19 protein-coding genes are annotated in these 20,616 nt (G+C 34.1%); 4 read left to right on the top strand and 15 right to left on the bottom strand.

What is annotated here, in order from left to right; all coding sequences use genetic code 11:
* Positions 1-42: 42 nt before the first annotated feature.
* Entirely contained in the window at positions 43-846 is an 804-nt protein-coding gene (locus EHQ43_RS00110; RefSeq protein WP_208730817.1) for a hypothetical protein, read from the top strand.
* Here EHQ43_RS00110 and EHQ43_RS00115 read toward each other — a convergent pair.
* From EHQ43_RS00115 to EHQ43_RS00165, 11 genes are read right to left on the bottom strand one after another with little or no spacing between them, the layout of a single operon-like run.
* A complete protein-coding gene (locus tag EHQ43_RS00115; RefSeq protein WP_135769839.1) occupies positions 836-3,160 on the bottom strand; it encodes a sensor histidine kinase in 2,325 nt (774 codons plus the stop codon). The genes EHQ43_RS00110 and EHQ43_RS00115 overlap by 11 nt on opposite strands.
* 57 nt (positions 3,161-3,217) lie before the next feature.
* On the bottom strand, positions 3,218-5,050 hold the full coding sequence (htpG, locus tag EHQ43_RS00120) for a molecular chaperone HtpG (protein ID WP_135769840.1): 1,833 nt from the start codon (positions 5,048-5,050) through the stop codon (positions 3,218-3,220).
* A gap of 9 nt (positions 5,051-5,059) precedes the next feature.
* Positions 5,060-6,625: a BatD family protein gene (locus tag EHQ43_RS00125; protein WP_135769841.1), complete on the bottom strand. Its 1,566-nt coding sequence runs from the start codon at positions 6,623-6,625 to the stop codon at positions 5,060-5,062.
* Positions 6,609-8,258, bottom strand: a complete 1,650-nt coding sequence (gene batB / locus EHQ43_RS00130) for a VWA domain-containing protein BatB (protein WP_135769842.1) — start codon at positions 8,256-8,258, stop codon at positions 6,609-6,611. The genes EHQ43_RS00125 and batB overlap by 17 nt, the downstream gene beginning before the upstream one ends.
* Positions 8,258-9,211, bottom strand: coding sequence for a VWA domain-containing protein BatA (batA, locus tag EHQ43_RS00135; RefSeq protein WP_135769843.1), 954 nt, complete (start codon positions 9,209-9,211; stop codon positions 8,258-8,260). The genes batB and batA overlap by 1 nt, the downstream gene beginning before the upstream one ends.
* A 1-nt stretch (position 9,212) precedes the next feature.
* On the bottom strand, positions 9,213-10,052 hold the full coding sequence (locus EHQ43_RS00140; RefSeq protein WP_135769844.1) for an LB_053 family protein: 840 nt from the start codon (positions 10,050-10,052) through the stop codon (positions 9,213-9,215).
* Positions 10,045-10,863, bottom strand: a complete 819-nt coding sequence (locus tag EHQ43_RS00145; protein WP_135742559.1) for a DUF58 domain-containing protein — start codon at positions 10,861-10,863, stop codon at positions 10,045-10,047. Before EHQ43_RS00145 ends, EHQ43_RS00140 begins: the two co-directional genes overlap by 8 nt.
* Position 10,864: 1 nt before the next feature.
* The gene (locus tag EHQ43_RS00150) at positions 10,865-11,845 is read right to left on the bottom strand and encodes an AAA family ATPase (RefSeq protein ID WP_135769845.1); all 981 of its coding nucleotides are present in this window, start codon (positions 11,843-11,845) and stop codon (positions 10,865-10,867) included.
* A complete protein-coding gene (locus EHQ43_RS00155; protein WP_135753738.1) occupies positions 11,836-13,155 on the bottom strand; it encodes an LIC20035 family adhesin in 1,320 nt (439 codons plus the stop codon). Before EHQ43_RS00155 ends, EHQ43_RS00150 begins: the two co-directional genes overlap by 10 nt.
* Positions 13,152-13,694, bottom strand: coding sequence for a PaaI family thioesterase (locus EHQ43_RS00160; protein ID WP_135742556.1), 543 nt, complete (start codon positions 13,692-13,694; stop codon positions 13,152-13,154). Before EHQ43_RS00160 ends, EHQ43_RS00155 begins: the two co-directional genes overlap by 4 nt.
* A 17-nt stretch (positions 13,695-13,711) precedes the next feature.
* Positions 13,712-14,551 (bottom strand): alpha/beta fold hydrolase, encoded by an 840-nt coding sequence (locus EHQ43_RS00165; RefSeq protein WP_135769846.1) that lies wholly within the window; start codon positions 14,549-14,551, stop codon positions 13,712-13,714.
* Between the two features lie 91 nt (positions 14,552-14,642).
* Here EHQ43_RS00165 and EHQ43_RS00170 point away from each other — a divergent pair, with 91 nt between their 5' ends.
* Positions 14,643-15,071: a hypothetical protein gene (locus EHQ43_RS00170; RefSeq protein ID WP_135769847.1), complete on the top strand. Its 429-nt coding sequence runs from the start codon at positions 14,643-14,645 to the stop codon at positions 15,069-15,071.
* A gap of 242 nt (positions 15,072-15,313) precedes the next feature.
* On the opposite strand, the gene EHQ43_RS00180 is transcribed toward EHQ43_RS00170, so the two are convergent.
* Genes EHQ43_RS00180 through EHQ43_RS00195 form a run of 4 tightly spaced genes read right to left on the bottom strand, consistent with a single transcriptional unit; the run spans position 15,314 to position 18,802 of the window.
* Complete coding sequence (locus EHQ43_RS00180; protein ID WP_135742552.1) at positions 15,314-16,585, bottom strand: NAD(P)/FAD-dependent oxidoreductase; 1,272 nt, start codon at positions 16,583-16,585, stop codon at positions 15,314-15,316.
* Between the two features lie 2 nt (positions 16,586-16,587).
* The gene (locus tag EHQ43_RS00185) at positions 16,588-17,061 is read right to left on the bottom strand and encodes a low molecular weight protein-tyrosine-phosphatase (protein ID WP_135742551.1); all 474 of its coding nucleotides are present in this window, start codon (positions 17,059-17,061) and stop codon (positions 16,588-16,590) included.
* The gene (locus tag EHQ43_RS00190; protein ID WP_135742550.1) at positions 17,062-17,736 is read right to left on the bottom strand and encodes a M48 family metallopeptidase; all 675 of its coding nucleotides are present in this window, start codon (positions 17,734-17,736) and stop codon (positions 17,062-17,064) included. It abuts the gene before it with no gap.
* Complete coding sequence (locus tag EHQ43_RS00195) at positions 17,723-18,802, bottom strand: putative porin (protein WP_425269605.1); 1,080 nt, start codon at positions 18,800-18,802, stop codon at positions 17,723-17,725. Before EHQ43_RS00195 ends, EHQ43_RS00190 begins: the two co-directional genes overlap by 14 nt.
* A 193-nt stretch (positions 18,803-18,995) precedes the next feature.
* Here EHQ43_RS00195 and EHQ43_RS00200 point away from each other — a divergent pair, with 193 nt between their 5' ends.
* Complete coding sequence (locus tag EHQ43_RS00200) at positions 18,996-19,922, top strand: ParA family protein (RefSeq protein ID WP_135769848.1); 927 nt, start codon at positions 18,996-18,998, stop codon at positions 19,920-19,922.
* On the top strand, positions 19,906-20,616 hold the full coding sequence (locus EHQ43_RS00205) for a ParB/RepB/Spo0J family partition protein (RefSeq protein ID WP_135742548.1): 711 nt from the start codon (positions 19,906-19,908) through the stop codon (positions 20,614-20,616). The genes EHQ43_RS00200 and EHQ43_RS00205 overlap by 17 nt, the downstream gene beginning before the upstream one ends.

The following is a 20,616-nucleotide window of genomic DNA, read 5'->3' on the forward strand; positions in this document are numbered from 1 at the left end:
TTTTAACAAGATTCTGACAGTTTGTATCCAAAGTTGGGGCAAATGAAAGAAGTTCTCGTAACCATACAGACAGTGTATCAATATTTAGAGAAACTAGGTCCAAAAAAATCCTTCCAAATTCTGAAAAATTTAGGTTATGAAAAACTTCTCTCACTCACAGGAAAAGTACCGAAAGAAAGGCTTATCGTCCTTACTCAAAAATTAAGTGAAGAAACTGTTGTCGAACTAGTGAATCAGATTCCAGAGAAAATTTTAGTGGAAATGATTCGTGAAAACGATGATGACGATTTAGTATATTTCATACATTCTTTATCGATTGGTGATTTGGCGGTTGTATCAAAAAGTATCCCTCCTCATGATGTAGGACTTCTTGCTAAGACATTAGGACCAGAAGCAAGTGTTGAAATTTTAAAATCTTTAGGAATCCAAAAGTCAATTGCCTTGTTGAAAGAAATCCCTATGCGAGATTTTTTGTGGTTAGTCGATAAAGTTCAGTTGGCATCAATCATTCAATTGGTGAATGAGTTGTCCGTTGCCGATTGTAAAAAGTGGATCAAACATCGAGGTTTGGAAGAATTGCCAATACTATTAAAGTTTTTTGGAGTATCGAACGTATTGGAGATATTTAAAAAACTTGGAATGAACCAGGCTTTGGCGATGATGCATCTTCTTGGAACAAGAGAAATGATGGAGTTATCTGTTCTTTTATCTAAAATGCAATTGGATGTAAAAAATATTCCATCAACTTTACATGCGAAAACGGTTGTTGGTTTGGAAAAACAAAAATCAAAACAAACAGCTAAAAAGAAACCATCTGCAAAAAAGAAAAAAGTGGTCAAACGTTAGCATTGATTTTTGGGAAGTAGATAGTGAATTTACTCCCCTCTCCCATTGTGCTTTCTACAATGATTTCTCCAGACATTTTTTCTACTAATGATTTCACAATGGATAGGCCAAGGCCTGTCCCTCCAATTTTTTTGTTATCAGTGGATGGGATACGAAAGAAACGATCAAAGATTTGATTTTTGTAATTTGGGTCGATACCAATTCCTGTATCTTCAACAATGATTTCAACTTTTCCGTTTGATTCACGAAGTGAAATTCCAATTTTACCTTTGAATGTATATTTTAGAGCATTCACATATAAATTGGTGATGATCTGAGAAAATTCGAATCGAATCCCTCGGATCAGGAGGCCTTTTTTCAAAGAGAGATCCCATTCGATTGATTTTCCTTTTGCAAGGTGTGAGTTCATATGGATGACATCTTCTATCACAGACACTGGATCGAAAATTTCGATCACTTCTGCTTCGTTATCTTTTTCACGCGATGTAGTCAGTTTGAGCAGATTTTCAATGAGGAAACTGAGTCTTTTTGCATTTTTATCAATCACCTCTAACATATTGATATGTTCTTTGTTAAATGGTAAAGATGAGTCCGATTTAAAAAATTCCAGATAGCCTCGAATGTTTGTCATCGGACTACGTAGTTCATGGCTCACATTTGATATAAATTCGTGTTGGAGACGCTCTTGTTCTTTCCTCTCTGAATTTGGACGAAATTGAACCTGGTATCGTTTTTTTGGTGATAATAAAATAGAGGTAAAACTAATATCAACTTCTAGTTTTGAACCATCTTTAGCCAAAATTTCAACGTCTGGAAGTGATAACATCGTATCAGAGGATAAATCGGATCCAAATCTTAATTGGTTTGAGACTTGGTTACCGAGAATGATATCCTCGATATTCATCTTTGTGATATCTCCTCTGGTATAACCGGTGAGTAGTCTAAATTGATTGTTTGCTTCTAAGATACTTCCTGTATCTGCATCTACCAATGCAATCGCTTCTCTCGAGAACTCAAACAGATAGCGATACTTTTCTTCTGAGTATTGTAAATCAACCGCTGATCTATCTAACTTTATTTCTAATATAGATATAAGGTTTTCAAGTTCGGTGATTTCTTCTCTTTGTAATTCAATTTTTGCGTTGAAAGAATCTAACATTGAGTTAACGAGAACTTTGACTCTGTTGTCGAGCTGGAGTGTTTCGTCTGTATTCAATCTTGAGGTATAATTTCCTTGTAACATGTCTAGGACCAAAGAATTTACATCAACAATCAAATGCCTCACTGCATTGAGTTTTCTGTAGTTGATTTGTGATGGTGCATGTAATTTTACATTGGAAGGCTCCTGGAAACTCGAAAGTTTTCTTACATCGAATACCTTCTTTGGTTCAAGGGCAGATAAAATTTCATCAAAGTTTAAGGCATCTTGTACTGCTTCCGGTTGCATGACTCTTCGGATCAGCCGGAAATATACATCTTTTAGGAGAGGAAACAGTGTAGTTTCATCACCCACATAGGAAAACACTCCCTTTTGGACCAAAGGATGTTCTGTTAAAAGGTTTTTTGTCTCCCCCACTCTCAGGTGAGGGTAAAAATGAGATAATTGAAGGTCTTCCCATAAATTGCCGTTATAGTCTTTGTTTGAATTCTGTAGGAAATCAATGGCTTTTTTAACAGCTAATAGGACACCAGAGACTTCTCTTCCCGTTTTAAGGATTGCGTCACCACTAAACGCAAGTAAGGTGGAAGGATAAAGTAAATCTTTCTTTAAAATCGGAAGTTCTAAGGTATTGGCAAAGTCTTGGAAGTTACGAAGGAAGGGACTTGAAAAAGGATCCGATACAAGTCCAAGACAATTCGGCTTTAAAAATTCTTTTTCTTCTAGAAATCCAGGTGTGTCAATGTAACGAACTTTTACTGGATTTTTTGGAGCGTATTCTTCTAAGAACTTTTCTGCAAACAATCTCTCGACTGAGTTGATATGAGGAACAGGTAAAATATAAGCTTTGTTTCTTGTTAAGTCTTCTGGTTTGAACTGAAATCTAGAATAAAATGATAAAGGTGAATGATAGAGATAAATCCCTTTATAAATTCGTTTGAGTTTTGATTTTTTTAAAAAACTTTCTTGGAGGTAGGCAATTGTAGGTACTTCTCCGGCTTCGACTCGACCAGCGTCTAGTAATGGAAGGATTGCTTTATGGTGAGTGTTGACATGAAGTGTGACTTTAACTCCAAACTCTTCAAAGTAACCTTTTTTATAAGCAACAACTACTGGCAAGGAACTGAGTCGGCTTGTTATACAAATCTGGATCACATGGCAACAATTCCATTGGTGGGAATCGTTGCCAAATCATTATGAGAGAAATTTACCTTAAGACGAAAAAATCTCCTGAAGAAATTCCGTAGTTCTCTTTGTGTATTCTGAGACTTCTTTTTCGTCCATTACCTTGGCAGATAATAGCGAAAGATCGTATATAACTCGTGCCAATTTTTTTCCTTTCTCTGGGTTAACACCTTCAAACGCTTGTAAGGCGGATTTTACGAGGGGCGACTTCGAATTTACCATCAATGTATGGGACCTCAGCATAGATTTTGTATCCTCTCTATTGAACATTGAATTCATTTCTGTCATCCTGCGCATAAATTCTGGGAGCAATATTACTCCTGGGACATCTACTGATTTTAGAGCTTCCACTTTTACTTGTACTCCTTCTTTAGGTAGGGCTTCTGTAAAAAGTTTTGAAATTCGACTTGATTCAGTTTCATTCGCTTCATTGACCAGTTCAGTTTTAGATTCTTTGTCTAAAACTTGGTCCGCTAGCTCTGAATCAACTCTTTGGAATTTCCAATCAGGATTTTTGGTTTCCAGATGTTGGATCAAATGCGAATCAATTTTGGAATCGACAAGGAGTGCTTCTAAACCTTGAGATTTGAGAAGTTCCATATAAACAGATCCCATTTCTGTTTCATTTGCATAAAAGATTTTGTTTTGGTTTTTATCTTTATTTTTCTCCCAATATTCCGATACGGTGGAAAAACCATTTTCAGAATTTTTGAAAATGATATGGTCTTTCATCGCATCATAGAATTTTTCATCAGTAAGGACACCATACTTTACAAAAATGGAAATATCGTTCCAGTTCTCTTCGTATTTGGTACGATTCTTTTTGAAATCTTCTATCAATCGATCTGCTACTTTTTTAATGATGTGGTTTGATATTTTTTTTACCAATGGATCATTTTGTAAGTAGGAACGAGAAACATTTAACGGTAAATCAGGTATATCAATTGTACCTTTAAGAATTGTCAAAAATTGAGGAATTAACTCACTTGCGTTATCACTTACAAAAACATGATTGCAGAAGAGTTTAATTCCATTTTTGGATGCCTCTAGTTCGTGTGTTAACTTTGGGAAATATAAAATACCTTGTAGTCGAAATGGAAAATCAACGTTTAAGTGAATGTGGAATAATGATTCTCCGGAAAAAGGGAATAAATAGGAATAAAATTCTTTATAATCTTCAGGAGTGTTTTTAGAAGGTTCTTCCGACCAAAGAGGTTTTTCTTTGTTGGCTTTTTCTCCTTGTACATATATTGATACAGGAAGAAAGTCACAATATTTTTTGATTAATTCTTTTAATTTCCATTTGTCCAGGTATTCTCCAGACTCACTGTCGAGGTATAAAGAGATTTTAGTGCCTCGTGTACTTTTATCAATTGTGGAAATTGAAAAATCAGTTCCGGACTCGCTTGACCACATAACTGCTGCTTGTCCGGCTTTATATGACTTTGTTTCGATGGTAACTTGTTTGGAAACCATAAATGCCGAATAAAAACCTAAACCAAAATGGCCGATAATTTCAGCTTTGTTTTCTGAGTTTTGGTATTGTTTAGCAAAGTCAGTGGCACCAGAAAATGCAATTTGATTAATGTACTTTTTCACTTCATCAATTGTCATACCAATTCCATTGTCTTCAATGGTTAAGATACGTTTGTCGACATCAAAATCTAAGTTTATCTTGTAGTCGTTTCCGCCTTCAAATTCCTCACTTAAAGAAATTTTTTTCAGCTTGGTAATGGCATCGCTTGCATTGGAAACTAATTCACGGAGAAAGATGTCTTTCTCAGAATAGAGCCATTTTTTAATAATCGGGAATATGTTTTCTGTTTCGACATTTATTTTGCCTTTTTCTTCAGCTTGCATAAGTAACTCCTATTGTTTGATTTTTTTTGATAAATTGAATGCAGTGATTTTATCTTCTTTCGATAATCCCTGGTAGATAGCGGAGAAATTGGAAACCTTTTCTTGGTTAATTAGTTCGGAGAGCCATAATGCTTCTGCCGCAGTAAGTCCCTTCTTTTCTAAATACTCAGTTAAGAAGAAATTTCTTTTTTTGCCAAAACTTTCCATCATGTTGACAAAGGATTGTTTTTCAATTTTGAATTTATAGTGTTTAATGCCTATATATCCGATGATCGCAGAAACTGCAAGTAAAACTAAAAATAAAAATGGTAATTGTAAGTTTTGGATTTCTTTTTTTGGTTTTGGTTCCGTAGCCATCTTTCGTTTCGGTAAAATTTGAAATTCGGGAATCGGTAGTGAGAGAGTGTTGTATTTTTTTTCTGCTAATGAAAAATAACTAAATTTATAAGGTTCAAGTATGTCTTTGGACAGTTTTGTGACTTGGTATCCATATAAAAATTTCACTTTCGAAAAAAAGCCATATTCGCCAGATTCCAGTTGTTGGAAAGTTTTGGTTTTTGATTGTGAAATGAATTTTATATTTGGATTTGAGAATTCCATGGGTGTGATGCCTTCATGACCACCTTCACCTTCTATCACTAATTCAAAGTATGCCGTTTCTCCCACATACACTTGTTTTGAAGTTTGTATAAACGATATTTTAAAATTTCCAATCGCACCAGTGAAATGTTCAGGTGCATTTTTTGGAAGATCGAGTACAATTACCTTCGCTGGATTTGTATCAATCGTTTCTTGGAGTGAATTAAATCGTAGACTATCACCAGTGATGAATTTGGTTTTTCCTAGTAAAAACGTACCTGATTTAAGCGCTGTTAACCCATATATTTCTTTTGAAAAGACCAAAGTTTTTTTTGGGATTTGATTTCTTATCACTTCAGGTTCAATTTGGACGGTAACTTGTCTAAGTGTCTCAGATAAAAAAAACGGAAAAGAAATCGAATGGTTTGGATCTCTTTCCAAAAAAGGTTGTCTATATCTGTTGTAATACAAAACGAAATACCCAACAATTGGCTCCCCTTTGTAAAAAATTGATTTGTTTGTGTGGAAACTTACCTCTGGGTTTTCCTCCATTGTGGAATCGTCTAAATCAAATGAGAATGGATTAAAAAATCCACTCTGATTGTTTTTTGTTTTTTTACTTACTTTAAATGAAATGACAGGAGAGGAATATTGTTTGTTATCATATTCCACTTTGATTTCGGGTAATTGGAAATTTCCTTCAGAGTCTGTGTCTACATAAAAATTGATGATTTGTGTTTTTGATACCTTGAAATTGATAATTTGTGTCTCTGTACCACTTCCTACATATCTAACTCGAACTCCATTTTTTTTGAGATTTGTTTGTAACGTTCGGAATGGTTTGTCTCCATAAGCTTTTACTTCTAGTTTTGCAATTTCACCTAAAGAAAATTCATTGGGATGAAAAAAAAATTCGACTTCAGAAGAGTAAAGGTATGAAAAAAACGAGATAATGAAGTAGTAGAGAAGAAAGTTAGTTTTACCAAAATTTTTCATTATCTATAGAGCCTCCTCTTTTATTTTTAAGGATCGAATCCTGTGAAAAAGGTTCCATGATTCTATCAATGTCAGTTTGATTTTGTTTAGAATTTTGATTTTTCTCTTTATTTTGTTCTGACGGTTTTTGGTTTTGATGTTCGTCGCTCTTTTGATCTCGGTTGTTTGTTTGGTTTTGGTTTGAGTTTTGTTTTTTTGTTAGATGTTCGATATTTTTTTTAGCGGCTGTTTGGTTTGGATTGTGTTTTAGACTTTCAACATAAGATTTTAAAGCATTCTCTTTTTGGCCCAATTTGGTATATATATTACCTAAGGTGAGATTTGCTTTGGATTTTAATTCCGCATTTGATTTGGGATGGGTAAGAATTTTTTCAGATAGTTCTTTTGATTCTTTAAGTCTCCCAAGTTTGTATTCATTTGCTGATTCATTGTACATTAACCTTGGATCATCTTTTATATATTCCTTTGCCTCAGAGAATTCTTTTTGGCTTTCTTTAAAATTTTCCTGTTGGTAGAATTTGTTTCCCCTTTCAATTGCGTTTCCACCTGGATCTAATTCCCAAGCTTCCAAATAGTGATTGTAACTAAAAAAACAAAATAAAACAAATAATACCTTTATAGGGGAACTTTTTTGTAATTGATATGATAGAATTCTTTCTATCGCTAAAAATAAAAGAGATAATAAAAGAAATGGATGTGCACCATCTTCTTGTTTAAATTTTTCCAATCTTTGCATTTTGTTTTTTTTCATGGTGTCGATTCTTTCGACAAGACTATAGGCACCATCAGCGTAAAAAGATATATTATGATAGTTACCGTTGTATTTTGTTGCGATCGATTCAAGTAATTCTTCGTTAAGTTTCGTTATGATCAAATTATCGCTGTATGGTGAATCAGCTAAATTTGAGTCGTATGTAACGAATCCGCCTTTTCCAGTACTCGGATCTCGAAACTCAATCGGGCCCCCTTCAACGGTACCAAGCCCCCATACCATCACTTCACCTTGCAATTCTGGAAGTGTTTGTTTTTCATGGTCTTCCCCATCCGATACAATCACAGTAATATTTGATTGGAGGTTTTGATTTTTTTTTCGAATTTTTTCAACTCGTTCTAGTGCGACTGCCAAGTTAGTGCCTTTGGTGCCTACCATTTCAACACCTAACGATTGAATGTAATCAGAAACTGCTGTAATGTCAGATGTCATTGGGCAAAATGAAAACGATTGGCCTGCAAATACTATAATTCCGATTCTATTTCCTTTTAGTTCAGGAAGAAGTCGTAAAGTTAAATCTTGAAATCTTTTGAGTCGATTTGGCCTTACATCGATTGCATTCATCGATAAACTGACATCGACAACGAATAATATATCGGTAGACTCAAATTCTTTTGTAGTTTCAATATCGATAGATTTTGTTTTATATAAAGAAGTAAGTACCAACAATAAGGCTACGATAATTGCTATTGTACGGATCAATAAAAGAAGTTGGTTGGAAGTAGTTAACTTAGTTATAAAACCTGGGTTACGTTTGCTGAATTTGATAGCTTTGTAGTTTATAAAAAGTTTGATCGCAGAGACAAGGATGCCTAATGAAATTGTGAATGTTCCAAAGTAAAGAACTGTATTTGGTTCCATTAGATTTTCTCTTTTAGGGGATAAATTTTTAGAAGAAAATAGAAGAAAAGGTTTAAAAATACAAAAAATACAAAGATCGGGAATTGAGTTTCATGAATTTCCAGCGGTTTGGATGGTAATTCTACCACTTCCAACTGGTCAATTTCATTTAAAACATTTCCCAAAACTTCAGCTGATTCTGCTCTAAAAAATTTCCCATTGGTATTTGTAGAAATTTTTTGCAAAGATTCATAGTTAACTTCATATTGACCTTCTTCTTTTCCGATTCCAATACAATATACTTTGACACCTAAGCTTTTTGTTGTATAGGCAGCGGTATCAGGATCTAACTTGCCTGTGTTTGATACACCATCAGTGAGTAAAATGATTATCTTCGACTTTGCTTCGGAATTCTTGAGACGATATGTAGACAATGCTAATGCATCACCTATGGCAGTTCCTTGTTCTTCAATGTCTTCGTTTGATGTATCGGTAATCAATTCATCTAATGCAAATCGGTCACTAGAAAGGGGAGATTGTAAATAAGCAGCTCCTGCAAAGACTACAATGCCTATTCTATCATATATTCTTCGTTTGATAAATTCACGTAGTAAATCTTTCGATACAGACAAACGATTTTTAGGCAAAAAATCATATGAGTTCACCATCGATCCAGATATATCTAAGGCGATCATGATATCGACACCTTTTGTATGATCAGGGCTGAGATTGTATTTTGATCCTGGTCCTGCTGCCGCGAAAACTAAAAAAAACATCGAAAGATAAACTAGTAACTCAGAGAACGAATACATAGTTTTTCGAATCGAACTTCCTATGAGTGAATTATCTTTTTGGAATCGATCTGATTTGATGAAAAAAATTGGTCCAAAAGGGTTATTTTTCCATTGAAAGAGCATCATTGCAACGATTGGAAAAATTAATAATAACAAGTATGGTCTTTGGAGCTGATCCATGTTAGCCTAAGAAATCCTGTTTGATTTCTTTCCAAATTTTTTCTGCGTCTTCTTTTGATAGAATTTTTGTGTTTCTATCATATTTTAAACTCCGAAAGTAGAGTCTTAGTTCACGAATGGTTCTATCTGGAATGTGTGTTTTATCATATAAAACTGCCAAAAACTCTGAATCGGTTAGTCCCAATAAGTTCTCTTCTAATTTTTCTGAATATATCTCTTTTAAATATTCACTGATGCGGAATGTTAGTTCCTTCTCTGTTATTGTTTCTGATTGTAAGTATTGTTCCAAATTGTGAAGTCGTTTGGTTGATTCTAATAGTTTTGGATTTTTTTCCCAGATTGCATCGATGATTTTTGGTTTTGATTTCCAATACAAATACAAAGCATAAATGAGATATAAGTTGAAACAAGTGAAAAGTATCAGACCGATGAGCCTAAAAAGATAAGGTCCAGAAAATAGAATTGGTGGATCTATGTCTTCAATCTCGGTTTCATTCCCTGTTAAATTCGATAAAACACTGATTTTTAATTTGGAATGGGTTTCTATGCCTTGTTCTTTCCAAGAGGTAGGTAAAAAGAAATCACCAGGAGTAAAAAAAATAATTGAGGCAGTGATTTTATTTTGTTCCTTTATAATTGATTGGATTTCAAAAGAAGGAAGGGTATTGTTTTCATAAAATTTTCCCTCTGAAAGATTAACATCAGTTATCTCGCTACCTTCCCATTCTATATCATACTGGATCAAATCACCTACATAAATTTTTTCTTTTGGGATTGTTTCTTTAGGGGAGGCAAAAAGAAAAGTATTCAAAGTAAGGAATAATATAACTAATTTATACATTGGAATTTACTTTAAACAAAGGTAGTATTTGATTGTGGAGTTTTTGGTTTGGATCAATTTTAATCAGTTTGTTCCCAAAAAAGGATTTTGCTGCAGTTAGGTCGATTTCATAGGTTGAAATGGAGTTCCTAAGTTGAATGGATTCTTGTGAGATTGGTTGGAATAATTTCATCCAAACTGGAAGTTTGATTTCATCAACTTGATCTTTGATAAAGATGCCGTGTTGGTCCCATATTTTTGGTAGGGGAGTTTTTTTTACGCTTTCTGAAAAATCGATAAAATCACTGATCCAATAGGTAACTGCATATTTTGGATGCACTTTAAAAGCATATTGGTATGCATTTGTATAATTTGTTTGGTTACCTTTTGGTTGTTTACTGAAAGATTCAAAAAAGGAAAGTACTTCTAATTCAGTTTTTAGCCATTTTTGTGAAGAAATAATTTTGTCTGAAAAGCTAACCAAAAAAATTCGATTACCTATTTTGATATGAAATAAAGATAAAAATAAAGCAAGTTGAAAAGCTGTTAATGCCTTATTTGAATCCATTGAGTTGCTTGAATCAATGAAGATGATGATGGTTGCATCTTTTTCTTCATAAAATTCTTTTGTATGGAGTTCTCCTGTTCTCGATGTTACGTTCCAGTCAATATATCGGATATCATCTCCATATTGATAGTTTCTAACTTCTTTGAAGTCAAGCCCTCTCCCCCGATCTGAAGTAAAAAGTAAACCTCTTCTGTTTGATACAAATTTCTTTTTTGATTCCCATTTTAAAACTTGGAGTAACCTTTTCAATTCGGGTTCAAGCATTTTATGGAACTTCCGTTATTGATAGAATCCTTTTAATAATAGTATCGATGTTAATATCTTCACTTATTGCATCGATTGTCAGGTGTAATCTATGTTTGGCAATCTCTGGAAAATATCTTTGGATATCTTCCGGAATCACAAATGTTCTCCCCTCTAACAATGCATTAATGCGGCTGACCTTTAATAATGCAAGGCTTGCTCTTGGGCTAACACCATGTGATAAATAATTTTTCAAATCTACGTCGGTAATTGATTGAGGGCGAGTATTTCTCGTTAAGTGAACAATATATGAATATAGTTTTGGATCCACAAAAACATGATTCGAAATTTCGGAAATCTTTTGAATTTCTTTTGGTTTTATTGTTTTTTTAGGAATTTTTTTTTCGAAATTTACATTTCCATGTTGGTGTAAGATGGCAACTTCGTCTTCGAAATTAGGATATCCAACATTTACTTTAAAAAGAAATCGATCTAATTGAGCTTCCGGTAGAGGGTATGTGCCTTCTTGGTCGATTGGGTTTTGGGTAGCAATGACAAAAAATGGAGGATTTAGGTCAAATGTTTGGTCCGCAATCGAAACCTGTCTTTCTTCCATACATTGCAAAAGAGCTGATTGGACTTTTGCGGGTGCTCTGTTGATTTCGTCAGCTAACAATACATTTGTGAAAATGGGCCCCTTTCGGATTTCGAAGGAAGATGTTTTTGGATTAAAAATATTTGTCCCGATTAAATCAGCAGGTAATAGATCTGGTGTAAATTGTACTCTTGAAAATTTAGCATCGATGATTGAGGCTAAATTTTTTGCGAGTAATGTTTTTGCAAGACCAGGCATTCCTTCAAGTAGGACATGTCCATTTGCGACTAGTGCTACGAAAAGAGATTGAATGACATCATCCATCCCAGAGATCGAATCGGCTAACTCCGATCGAATGAGTTTGATTTGATCGGAGATTTCTGTGATTTGTTCTTTATCTATTTGCATTGAGAGGCAGTCATTTTTGGCATTGGTTTATCAATCATGTAGTACTCTGTTTTACCGTTAATAGTCCAACATCCCATTTTTCTTCCTTGAGGTTCGACAGGACCTTTACCCAATTCTTTCCCATCTTCAGAGTATTCTGTTGCATCCTCTGTAGATCGAATCACCATTCGTTTTTTTCCAGAAGGATAAAAATAAGTGTATGGAATGCTAGGTTTGTAATTAAGTTTGAGGTCTTGTAGTTCTTCATCGATTTTAACGAGTGAGAAAAATAATTTCCCTTCTCCTAAGATTTTTCCTGTTTGGTCATATACTTTTGCAGACTCTAACATACTTTCGTTTGCCATGTTCCCATGGTATGCTACTTGTCCATTTTTATAATAGAATTTCCATTCACCAGTTCTTGTATGTTTTCTAGGTCCGGTGCCAAAAAGTTTTCCATCCGGATAGTATTCTTTCCAAATACCAGTTCGTTCATATTTTATATCTAAGTTCTCTGAATTTTCTTTTTTTGAATAATTGCCTTCCGCTAAAATGTTTCCTTTATTCCCAAACATTTTCCAAAGTCCAGTTCTTATATCCGCAGAATAATTCCCTTGTGATTCAATCGCACCGTCTTTGTAGTAATTTATTTCTAAACCATTTTTTAATCCGTTTGCATATGAAACTTTTGTTTTGACTCCATTCCCATCAGCACCTACAAAATGATAAGTCCATTCGCCATCTTCTTCATTGTCTTTGAAGGCACCCTTCTCAATCCATTCCCCTTTATTATTTTTTCTATAGTATGGACCGTTTTTTTTGTCATCTACGTAAGTTGTTTCAGAAGTAACATTTCCTTGTTTGTCAAAAGTTTTTGCAACGCCTTCTTTTTTTCCATCTACCCAGGGAGTTTCAGCTATAAATTTTTGAGGATTTTCTGGATCAGGTTTTTTCCAAATACCTGTTTTTTTCCCATCAATGTATTCACCTGTTTGGTCTACTGAAGATTTGAATTTTGGGTTTTCTGGAGTTGAACCTGGTTGTTCGAATTGAATGTATTCTTCCCAAATTCCATGTTTTGGTAACGATTTGATCTTTGGGGCTGCAAATTTTGCCACTTGGTCTTCCGAACATTTTGCGCCGCCGCACTCTGCTTTCACTTCTCCAACAGCACGAATTCCGCCTGAATTTTTGAATCGTTCGGTTCTAATCCACTTACCTTTCGATAGTTTCAGTTCAAATTCTTGGTCGCCGGATCCATCTTTTATTGATGCACCTGAACATTGGATCATCAATGTGGTGATCATTAAAATATAAAATTTTCGATTCATGTTTCTATCCTGTCAAAGAGATGTGCTCGTTTCAATTTATTAACAGATAATAGTTCATTCGCAATCGCTATTTTTCCACCAGTCAATTTTTGTGAGAAAAATCTTGGAGGAAGGATATGGAAGGCACCCTCCCCTTTTACATATAAAATTTCACCATTTAATGAAGTTAGCTCGCATTCTAACAATACTTTGCGTTTTGCCTTTTTGATTGGCCATGCCCGAATTAATAGTTCAGTTTCTACAGGAGTTGCTTTGTGGAATTTGAAACTCATCGTATCTGTCATTACGATAAAACCTAAATGGAAGCAGAGCCCACCCATTGCTTCGTCTAACATGGTTGATAATATTCCACCATGAACAAATCCTGGGGCACCATTATATAATTTTTTGAAATTATAAGTGAAATTAACTTCTCCCGTTTCATCGTGAAACGTAAAGTCTGCTACCAGCCCTAGTGGGTTTTCTTTACCACACCCAAAACATGTGTCATGGTGTATTTCGTATCCATGCCTAGATGGATTTTCGATCGGTGAATTCATTAAGTATCCTTAGAGGTTTAATCATTTAAAAATTGATGAATGATATGCGCTACTTTTTCTGGGTGATCCATATGTAAATGATGTCCACCGCTTAGTATAACTTCTGATAAATCTTTTATTGCAGATTTTCGTTGTGGGTAAGCATTTGCAATTGGGAAGTTTGATTTGTCACCTAATACTAGTAAAGTTGGGCATGTAATTCTTTCACAAAAAGAAATTACTTGTTCTTCTGTGTAACGAAAAAATGAATTAAAGTGTAATCTTATATCTCTTCTGGGTCGTAAGCCACGAGGTGTTTTTTCTATACCTCTTTCCATGAGTATTGAGGCTGATTCTTCACTCATATCCCCTGCTCTAAGTCGAATTGAAACTGCAGATTCCATATTTGGGAAATAGGTTTCTTTTTTGCCTCTTGGATGAAGTACCTGTTTGATTGCCTCTGCCATGATATCGGGTGCAGATTGTGAAACATTGGTGATTGGCCCCAAAGCTTCTATCAGAATCAATTTTTTAATTTTTAATAAGTTTGTTCCGGCAACTAACGTTGATATTGCGGCACCCATTGAATGAGCCATTAAAATAAAATCTTCCAATCCTAAACTCTGTGCAATGGAAACAATTTCAAGAGCATATTCAGCAAAATAATAAATTGAATTTTCTGGTTTGTGGCTCGACTTACCATGCCCTGGAAAATCGATCGAAATGAATCGGTAGTCTGGAAAAAATTTTGCAAGAGGAGCAAAACTATTGGCGTTGTCTAACCATCCATGAAAACATAAAATCGGAATCCCTTGCGGATTCCCCCACTCCAATCCCTCGATTGAGTGGAATTTGGTGCGAATTGAAATCGGCAGCATAATTAAATAGTTTTTCGAATGCTTTTGATTGTAAACATTTATCTGAATGAAATACGCTTGATTCTTTTTTTGATTTAGTTAGTTTTTTTCTATGTATTTAAATAAGTTGGGATTCTTATTTTTTGTTTTTTTATTCCCTTTAATGGGACAAACAAAATCTGATCAGAAATGTAGCTCTCTTTTTGAATGTGAAAAAAAAGCAGAGTTAACTTCAATCCATAGGAAAAAAATTACTTTTTTATCGATTGGGATCAATGAATATTCAAAGAATGCTCCTATTCATTCAATCCTTCCGTTATACTTCAAACGAGCAAAATCAATTATCCTTGAAGCAAAAGGCGAAACTGGATACACGGGTGAAATAGTTTTAAAAGTTAGCCACAAACCTGAGTATAAACTTTCGCAATTGCAAAAAGCGGAACAAGACATCAACTTCATTGATCAAAATAAATCAAATTGTTCGATCGAACAAATCAAGGAACTTGATTTATTAAAAGGAATGTTAGACGATTCAAAATGACAAAGTTCATCGCATGTCTTTTTATGATCATGTCCTTTTTAGGTTGCAACCAATTGTCAAGAGAGGAGCAACTTTTAGAAGAATGTGAGACAAACCGAAAAAACGCGTATCTTTACATGTTGCCGATTTTACAGAGACATACAACATCTGGCGCCACTGAAACAAATACGCTTATATGGGTGGGAAATACAGAGATTGCTTATAAAAAATGTGTTTCCGAGTCCAAAAAAAATCAATATAATTTAAGATCCAATTGAAAGATCGTTTACTTCTTCTTGGATCAATCTTGATCCAGCTCTAAACGTTAAGTAACTCCATACCCAACTAATGAGTGTGCTCATTTTATTCTTAAATCCAACTTGATACACTAAGTGAACAAATAGCCAACCAAACCATCCTACGATTCCTTTTAATCGAATTGCACCAAATTCAGCAACAGCATCAGTTCTTCCAATTGTCGCCATATTTCCTTTATCAAAATATTGGAAAGGTAACACTTTATGATTTTTTTCAATGGATTTGATAAGTTTTGCTACATATCGTCCTTGTTGCATCGCTACTGGCGAAACACCTGGTAATGGCTTTTCTAATCCATTACTAAAATTAGCAGCGTCACCAATTACGAATACGTCTTTATGGTCTATTGAGCGACAGAATTCATCAACAATGATCCTATTCGCCTTATCTTTGTTAATTGGTGTTTTTTTGGCTAAATCGGAACCTTCAACTCCAGCCGCCCAAATAATTGTTTTTGATTCGATAGTTCTGTCTTTTAAGACAACTCCCGAATCGGTTATATCTAGGACTGGTGAATTTGTTAAAACCTCCACTCCCCTACTTTCTAACTTTTTTTTAGTAAATGAACTAGACGATTCACTGAAAGCATTTAGGAGTTTTGGTCCTGCTTCAATTAATGTAACCTTCGTCATTCCTGAATCTATATTTCGGAAATCTTTTCTTATGATATTATGAGACAATTCAGCAATCGATCCGGCAAGTTCGACTCCAGTAGGACCGCCACCTATAATTACGTAATGCATTAAACTCTTTGATGTTTCATAATCACCAATTAACTCTGCTTGTTCAAATGATAATAAAATTTGTCTTCTAATTGCGAGTGCATCTTTAAGATTTTTTAGTCCTAGTGTTTTCTCTTGCCATTGCGGATTCCCGAAGTAACTAGTTTTTGCTCCAGTAGCTATGATTAGGTAATCATACGCCTCTGTATTGTTCTGAAATGTTACTTCTTTGTTTTTGAAATTTATATTCGTTACTTCTCCGAATAAAATTTTAACATTTTTATATTTTGTAGTAATTGACCTAGTTGGAATCGCAATATCAGCTGGAGACAAAACGGCAGTAGCAACTTGGTATAATAATGGCTGAAATAGATGATGATTTTTTTTATCAATTACTATTACTTCAAAGTTTTTATTGTTTGCGAGTGATTTAATTACTTGTAATCCACCAAAGCCAGCACCTATGATCACTACTTTTTTTTTATTTTGAGCCATAACTATACTCCCAGGAATTTCAGAAACCCAATTGAACATTTCTCTACCAAATCTTGGACTTTTTCAAATTCCCTTTCACTTCCGTAATAGGGATCTGGAATGATATTTGAATCATTTTCAGGATCAAAACTGCCAAATTTGAATAGTTTAGTTCTGGTTTGTTCATCATTGATTAGACTGTTAACATCCTTAAAGTTATTATCATCCATAACCAATAAATAATCAAAATAATGTAAGTCGTTCGATGTTAATTTCCTAGATCGATGTGTTAAATGAATTCCTCTTTTTAGAGCAACTTTTCTAGTTCTTGGATCTGCTAATTCACCATCATGAAATCCTGATGTCCCACATGAATCGATTTCGAACATAAACTCTTTGTTTTCTTTCCTTACAATGTTTTCAAAAGCTCCCTGTGCTGCGGGAGATCGACAAATGTTACCTAAACAAATAAACAATACTTTGATTTTCTTTTTCATTTAATTTAAATAGTATATATATTTTTTGCCTGTTTCTTTCAGCCATTTTTCAGCAATTTTATAGTTTGGATTTTGGGATTTTACCACATTCCAAAAGTTTTGAGAATGGTTGTGCTCGATCGTATGTGCTATTTCATGAAGTACTATGTATTCAATGATAAATTCTGGACAATGGATTAAACTTAAATTGAATGATATCTGGTTTTTAGAATTACAACTCCCCCATAAGGATCGCATGGTTCTTATAGATATTTTGTTTACTTTCGTATTTAGATTTTTTTCGTATTTCCAAACTAATGGATTAATTTTTTCCATTAATAATAATCTTAGGTAATGTTTGGTTTTTTTTGTTTTCGTATTTAGATTTTTTTCATTTTTGATGAAAAATCCTTTTTCTCTATCATAAAAAGTAAATTTTTCATTCAAATAAATCTGTGATTTTTCACCAAAAATATGAATGATTTCTTTTTCTTCGAATTTTAATTTCTTGGGTAAATCTTTTGGTATTTTGTTTAGTTTATTAAGGATCCATTCTTGTTTTTCACTTAAAAAACTATCTAATTGTATTTTTGGTATTTTAGCAGGATGTTTTAATATAACTTTACCATTCTGGTATACCGTTATGGAAATATTTCTTCCTTTTGTAACTTTTCTTTCTATTTCAATTTGATTCATTCGGCTCAATTTTTTCTTTTGTTGGAGGATCTTTTATTTCTGTTTTGGTATTTGAATCAATCCAATCCACTTTATTTAAAACTCCAATTTCTATAGAAAAATCTTTTATATTAATATGTGATTTAAAACCTGATACTAAATTTGAAGTTAAGTCTGCTACTGTTAATCCACCTTGGGAAGTAAATCTACCTTCTGAAAAAAAACGTCTATGGTTAACCCTGAAGTAACTCAACCAACTGGGATAAAATTTATAACCCATTTCAATTTTCGAGGCCCATCCTAATCCATAATTTTCCGAGAAAAAATTGATCGATCTTTGAACGTGGAAGTCTCTCGTTTTGATTCTTCCCATTGATGGCATAAAGCTGAAATCGAAATAAAAATTGTCTTTGGAATAACGATATCCTCCTCCATAGAAAATTTCCCATAAATCATTCGAAAAACTTAAGCCTATTCCAATCGGAGCATAAATGACAGGTGTTGAATCGATAAATTGATTCACGTCGTAAAAAAGATATTTAAAATAAGAATAACGCATTCCTGTTGCGAGGAAAAAACCAGAACCTTCTTTCCAGTGATCAGGATTGGCGTCTTGGAAATAGTATCTTCCGTTTATTTCGAATCGATTCTCAACTATTGTGGATTTACCTTTCCCATCAGCAAAATTCCTACTGCCAGAGTAGACAGTTGCTGAGTCCCGGTAACTCCATTCTCGTGTTGCAATATTTGTTGTTTTTTCTGTTGAGACGGATCCTAGTAAAAAATCTTCATCTCTTGCTTCGCCTGATTTTTGGTTCCATCCAGTCGTTTTGATATTTCCATTCAGCTCCCATCTATCTTTAGTATAGATACCCTGAATCCCAAAAAGTGTAAATGTCCTTGGAAAAGAGATACGAGATCCACCTCGTATCCCCGAAAGATTAGGGAATTTATTCCCTGTTTCGAATATATACTCACCACCGGATTTTTCTATCGATGGACCCCAGATGATTTCAGCATTAATTTCAAAAACTAAGAGAAATAATAAGATTAAAAAATGGCAAAGTTTTAGATTTTTTAGCACCAACTTAGGATTTATGATACCTAAAAGTTGTAAATTCGTAATTTATTTCAATTTAAGGCTTTTGGGGTTGGGCATTCAAATTCAGGGGAAAATAGTTTAAAAATTGGAGTCATCGAGGGGGGGTGAAATGATTTCACCCTTAGGAGACATAATTAAATTGACAATAACTCTGAATTTACAATGTTTATGGTAGGTTATGGGAAACTTCGATACATTATTTGAATTGGATGACGCTGCAAGATTTGTTGGGCTTGGTGTTGATGAATTTCAAAATAAAGTTTCAGAATTAAAAGTACCAGGTTGGAAAACTGGTGAATTTAAGAAATCGGTACTTTTGAAATATTTTGAAAATTCAAATATAGAAGGTTATGATAGCAGTGTAATTGCAGTTTCAAACCAAAAGGGAGGGGAGGGCAAGACAACGATTAGTTTGTATTTAGCGGAAGCCCTTTCGGAGAACCACAAAGTATTATTAATAGACTGGGATCCGCAAGCAAATGCAACCCATCTTTTTTTGCACGATGATATCCCTTCTATCATGGACTACTTAGGTTATCGGGGTAAAAAATCAAAAAATATTGAGCCGATCATTCGTAACATTTCTCACAATTTTGATTTGTTGCCTTCAAATTTGGAGTTAGCAAATCTAACAACACCATATGAAAGAGATGATTTTGAATTACTTAAAGAAGCAATTTTGCCTTTGCGATCAAGATACGAATTCATTATTATAGATTGTCCTCCTTCGTTGGGCTTAATTTTAGAAAATGCGTTGATTTGCGCAGATTACATTTTGGTTCCCATCCAAACTAGGGCATTTAGTTTGCAAGGGATTAAAGATCTGTATGAAACTTTTCAAAAAATTCAAAGGAAAGCAAATCAGCGATTAAAATTATTGGGAGCTGTATTAAATCAATATGAAGGACAAAAAGCGTTAGCAGGTTTAGCAGAAGGCGTTAAAAAATATTTTCCTGTTTTTGAAACCGTAATTCAAAGACGAGAGTCTATCCCACAAGCGCAAGCAAAAATGAGTCTATTGTCAAAAATTGATCTTACAACTATGAAAAACTTTCGAGAATTAGCATTAGAGGTGAAAGGGAAAATCGATGTCGAAAAAAACTGAATTCCAAGCATTAGATTTAATTTCAGCATACTCGGAGAAAAAAAAGAATCCTTCACATCTTGAACTGAGCCAAATTTCACCAAATCCAACTCAACCGAGGCTTATTGGTAGAGAAGACACATCTGACTTAGTCCCATCTATGGAAAGGTTAGGGTTGATTGAACCAATATTAGTTAGAAAAGATAGGGGGAAGTATCTAATTGTAGCTGGAGAGAGAAGATATCGAGCTGCTCTTAAACTTGGATGGAAAGAAATTCCGGCAATCATAACGGATGCAAACGAAGATGTTTGTTACGAAATGTCATTGGCGGAGAATGAAAAAAGGAAAAATCTTAACCCTTGGGAAGTTGGAAAAGCTATTCAATATTTACGGAAGGACAAAAAGAAAACTGCGGATGAGGTTTCTGTTTTATTAGGTTATAGTGAAAGATATGTGAAACAACTTAGTAGCATTGCGCGATTAGACCAAAAATCTGTCATGGAATTAATTATAAGTGGTAAGCCGCTATCTGTTAAAAACTTAGAAGAATTATTGAAACGTAAGGAAAATCGAGGGGGTGAAACCATTTCACCCCGCGCTGGGATAGGTCCAAATAAAATAAGCATTAATATTGGTAAACTTAGCGTTAAAGTAAGAGAGAACTTCTTAAAAGATTTAAGCTCTTTAAAGAAAAAATACGGTATCACTGAATAG

Origin of the sequence: Leptospira bouyouniensis (assembly GCF_004769525.1) — a bacterium.
In the GTDB taxonomy this organism is placed as follows: Bacteria; Spirochaetota; Leptospiria; order Leptospirales; family Leptospiraceae; genus Leptospira_A; species Leptospira_A bouyouniensis.

Bases quoted from the DNA above. Each gene is read 5' to 3' on its own strand.
- EHQ43_RS00160 (WP_135742556.1), bottom strand. From the start codon at position 13,694: ATGAATTCACCGATCGAAAATCCATCTAGGCATGGATACGAAATACAC.
- EHQ43_RS00180 (WP_135742552.1), bottom strand. From the start codon at position 16,585: ATGGCTCAAAATAAAAAAAAAGTAGTGATCATAGGTGCTGGCTTTGGT.
- EHQ43_RS00145 (WP_135742559.1), bottom strand. From the start codon at position 10,863: ATGCTTGAACCCGAATTGAAAAGGTTACTCCAAGTTTTAAAATGGGAA.
- EHQ43_RS00150 (WP_135769845.1), bottom strand. From the start codon at position 11,845: ATGCAAATAGATAAAGAACAAATCACAGAAATCTCCGATCAAATCAAA.
- EHQ43_RS00205 (WP_135742548.1), top strand. From the start codon at position 19,906: ATGTCGAAAAAAACTGAATTCCAAGCATTAGATTTAATTTCAGCATAC.
- EHQ43_RS00185 (WP_135742551.1), bottom strand. From the start codon at position 17,061: ATGAAAAAGAAAATCAAAGTATTGTTTATTTGTTTAGGTAACATTTGT.
- EHQ43_RS00200 (WP_135769848.1), top strand. From the start codon at position 18,996: ATGGGAAACTTCGATACATTATTTGAATTGGATGACGCTGCAAGATTT.
- EHQ43_RS00165 (WP_135769846.1), bottom strand. From the start codon at position 14,551: ATGCTGCCGATTTCAATTCGCACCAAATTCCACTCAATCGAGGGATTG.
- batA (WP_135769843.1), bottom strand. From the start codon at position 9,211: ATGGATCAGCTCCAAAGACCATACTTGTTATTATTAATTTTTCCAATC.
- EHQ43_RS00110 (WP_208730817.1), top strand. From the start codon at position 43: ATGAAAGAAGTTCTCGTAACCATACAGACAGTGTATCAATATTTAGAG.
- EHQ43_RS00125 (WP_135769841.1), bottom strand. From the start codon at position 6,625: ATGAAAAATTTTGGTAAAACTAACTTTCTTCTCTACTACTTCATTATC.
- htpG (WP_135769840.1), bottom strand. From the start codon at position 5,050: ATGCAAGCTGAAGAAAAAGGCAAAATAAATGTCGAAACAGAAAACATA.
- batB (WP_135769842.1), bottom strand. From the start codon at position 8,258: ATGGAACCAAATACAGTTCTTTACTTTGGAACATTCACAATTTCATTA.
- EHQ43_RS00170 (WP_135769847.1), top strand. From the start codon at position 14,643: ATGTATTTAAATAAGTTGGGATTCTTATTTTTTGTTTTTTTATTCCCT.
- EHQ43_RS00140 (WP_135769844.1), bottom strand. From the start codon at position 10,052: ATGTATAAATTAGTTATATTATTCCTTACTTTGAATACTTTTCTTTTT.
- EHQ43_RS00190 (WP_135742550.1), bottom strand. From the start codon at position 17,736: ATGAATCAAATTGAAATAGAAAGAAAAGTTACAAAAGGAAGAAATATT.
- EHQ43_RS00155 (WP_135753738.1), bottom strand. From the start codon at position 13,155: ATGAATCGAAAATTTTATATTTTAATGATCACCACATTGATGATCCAA.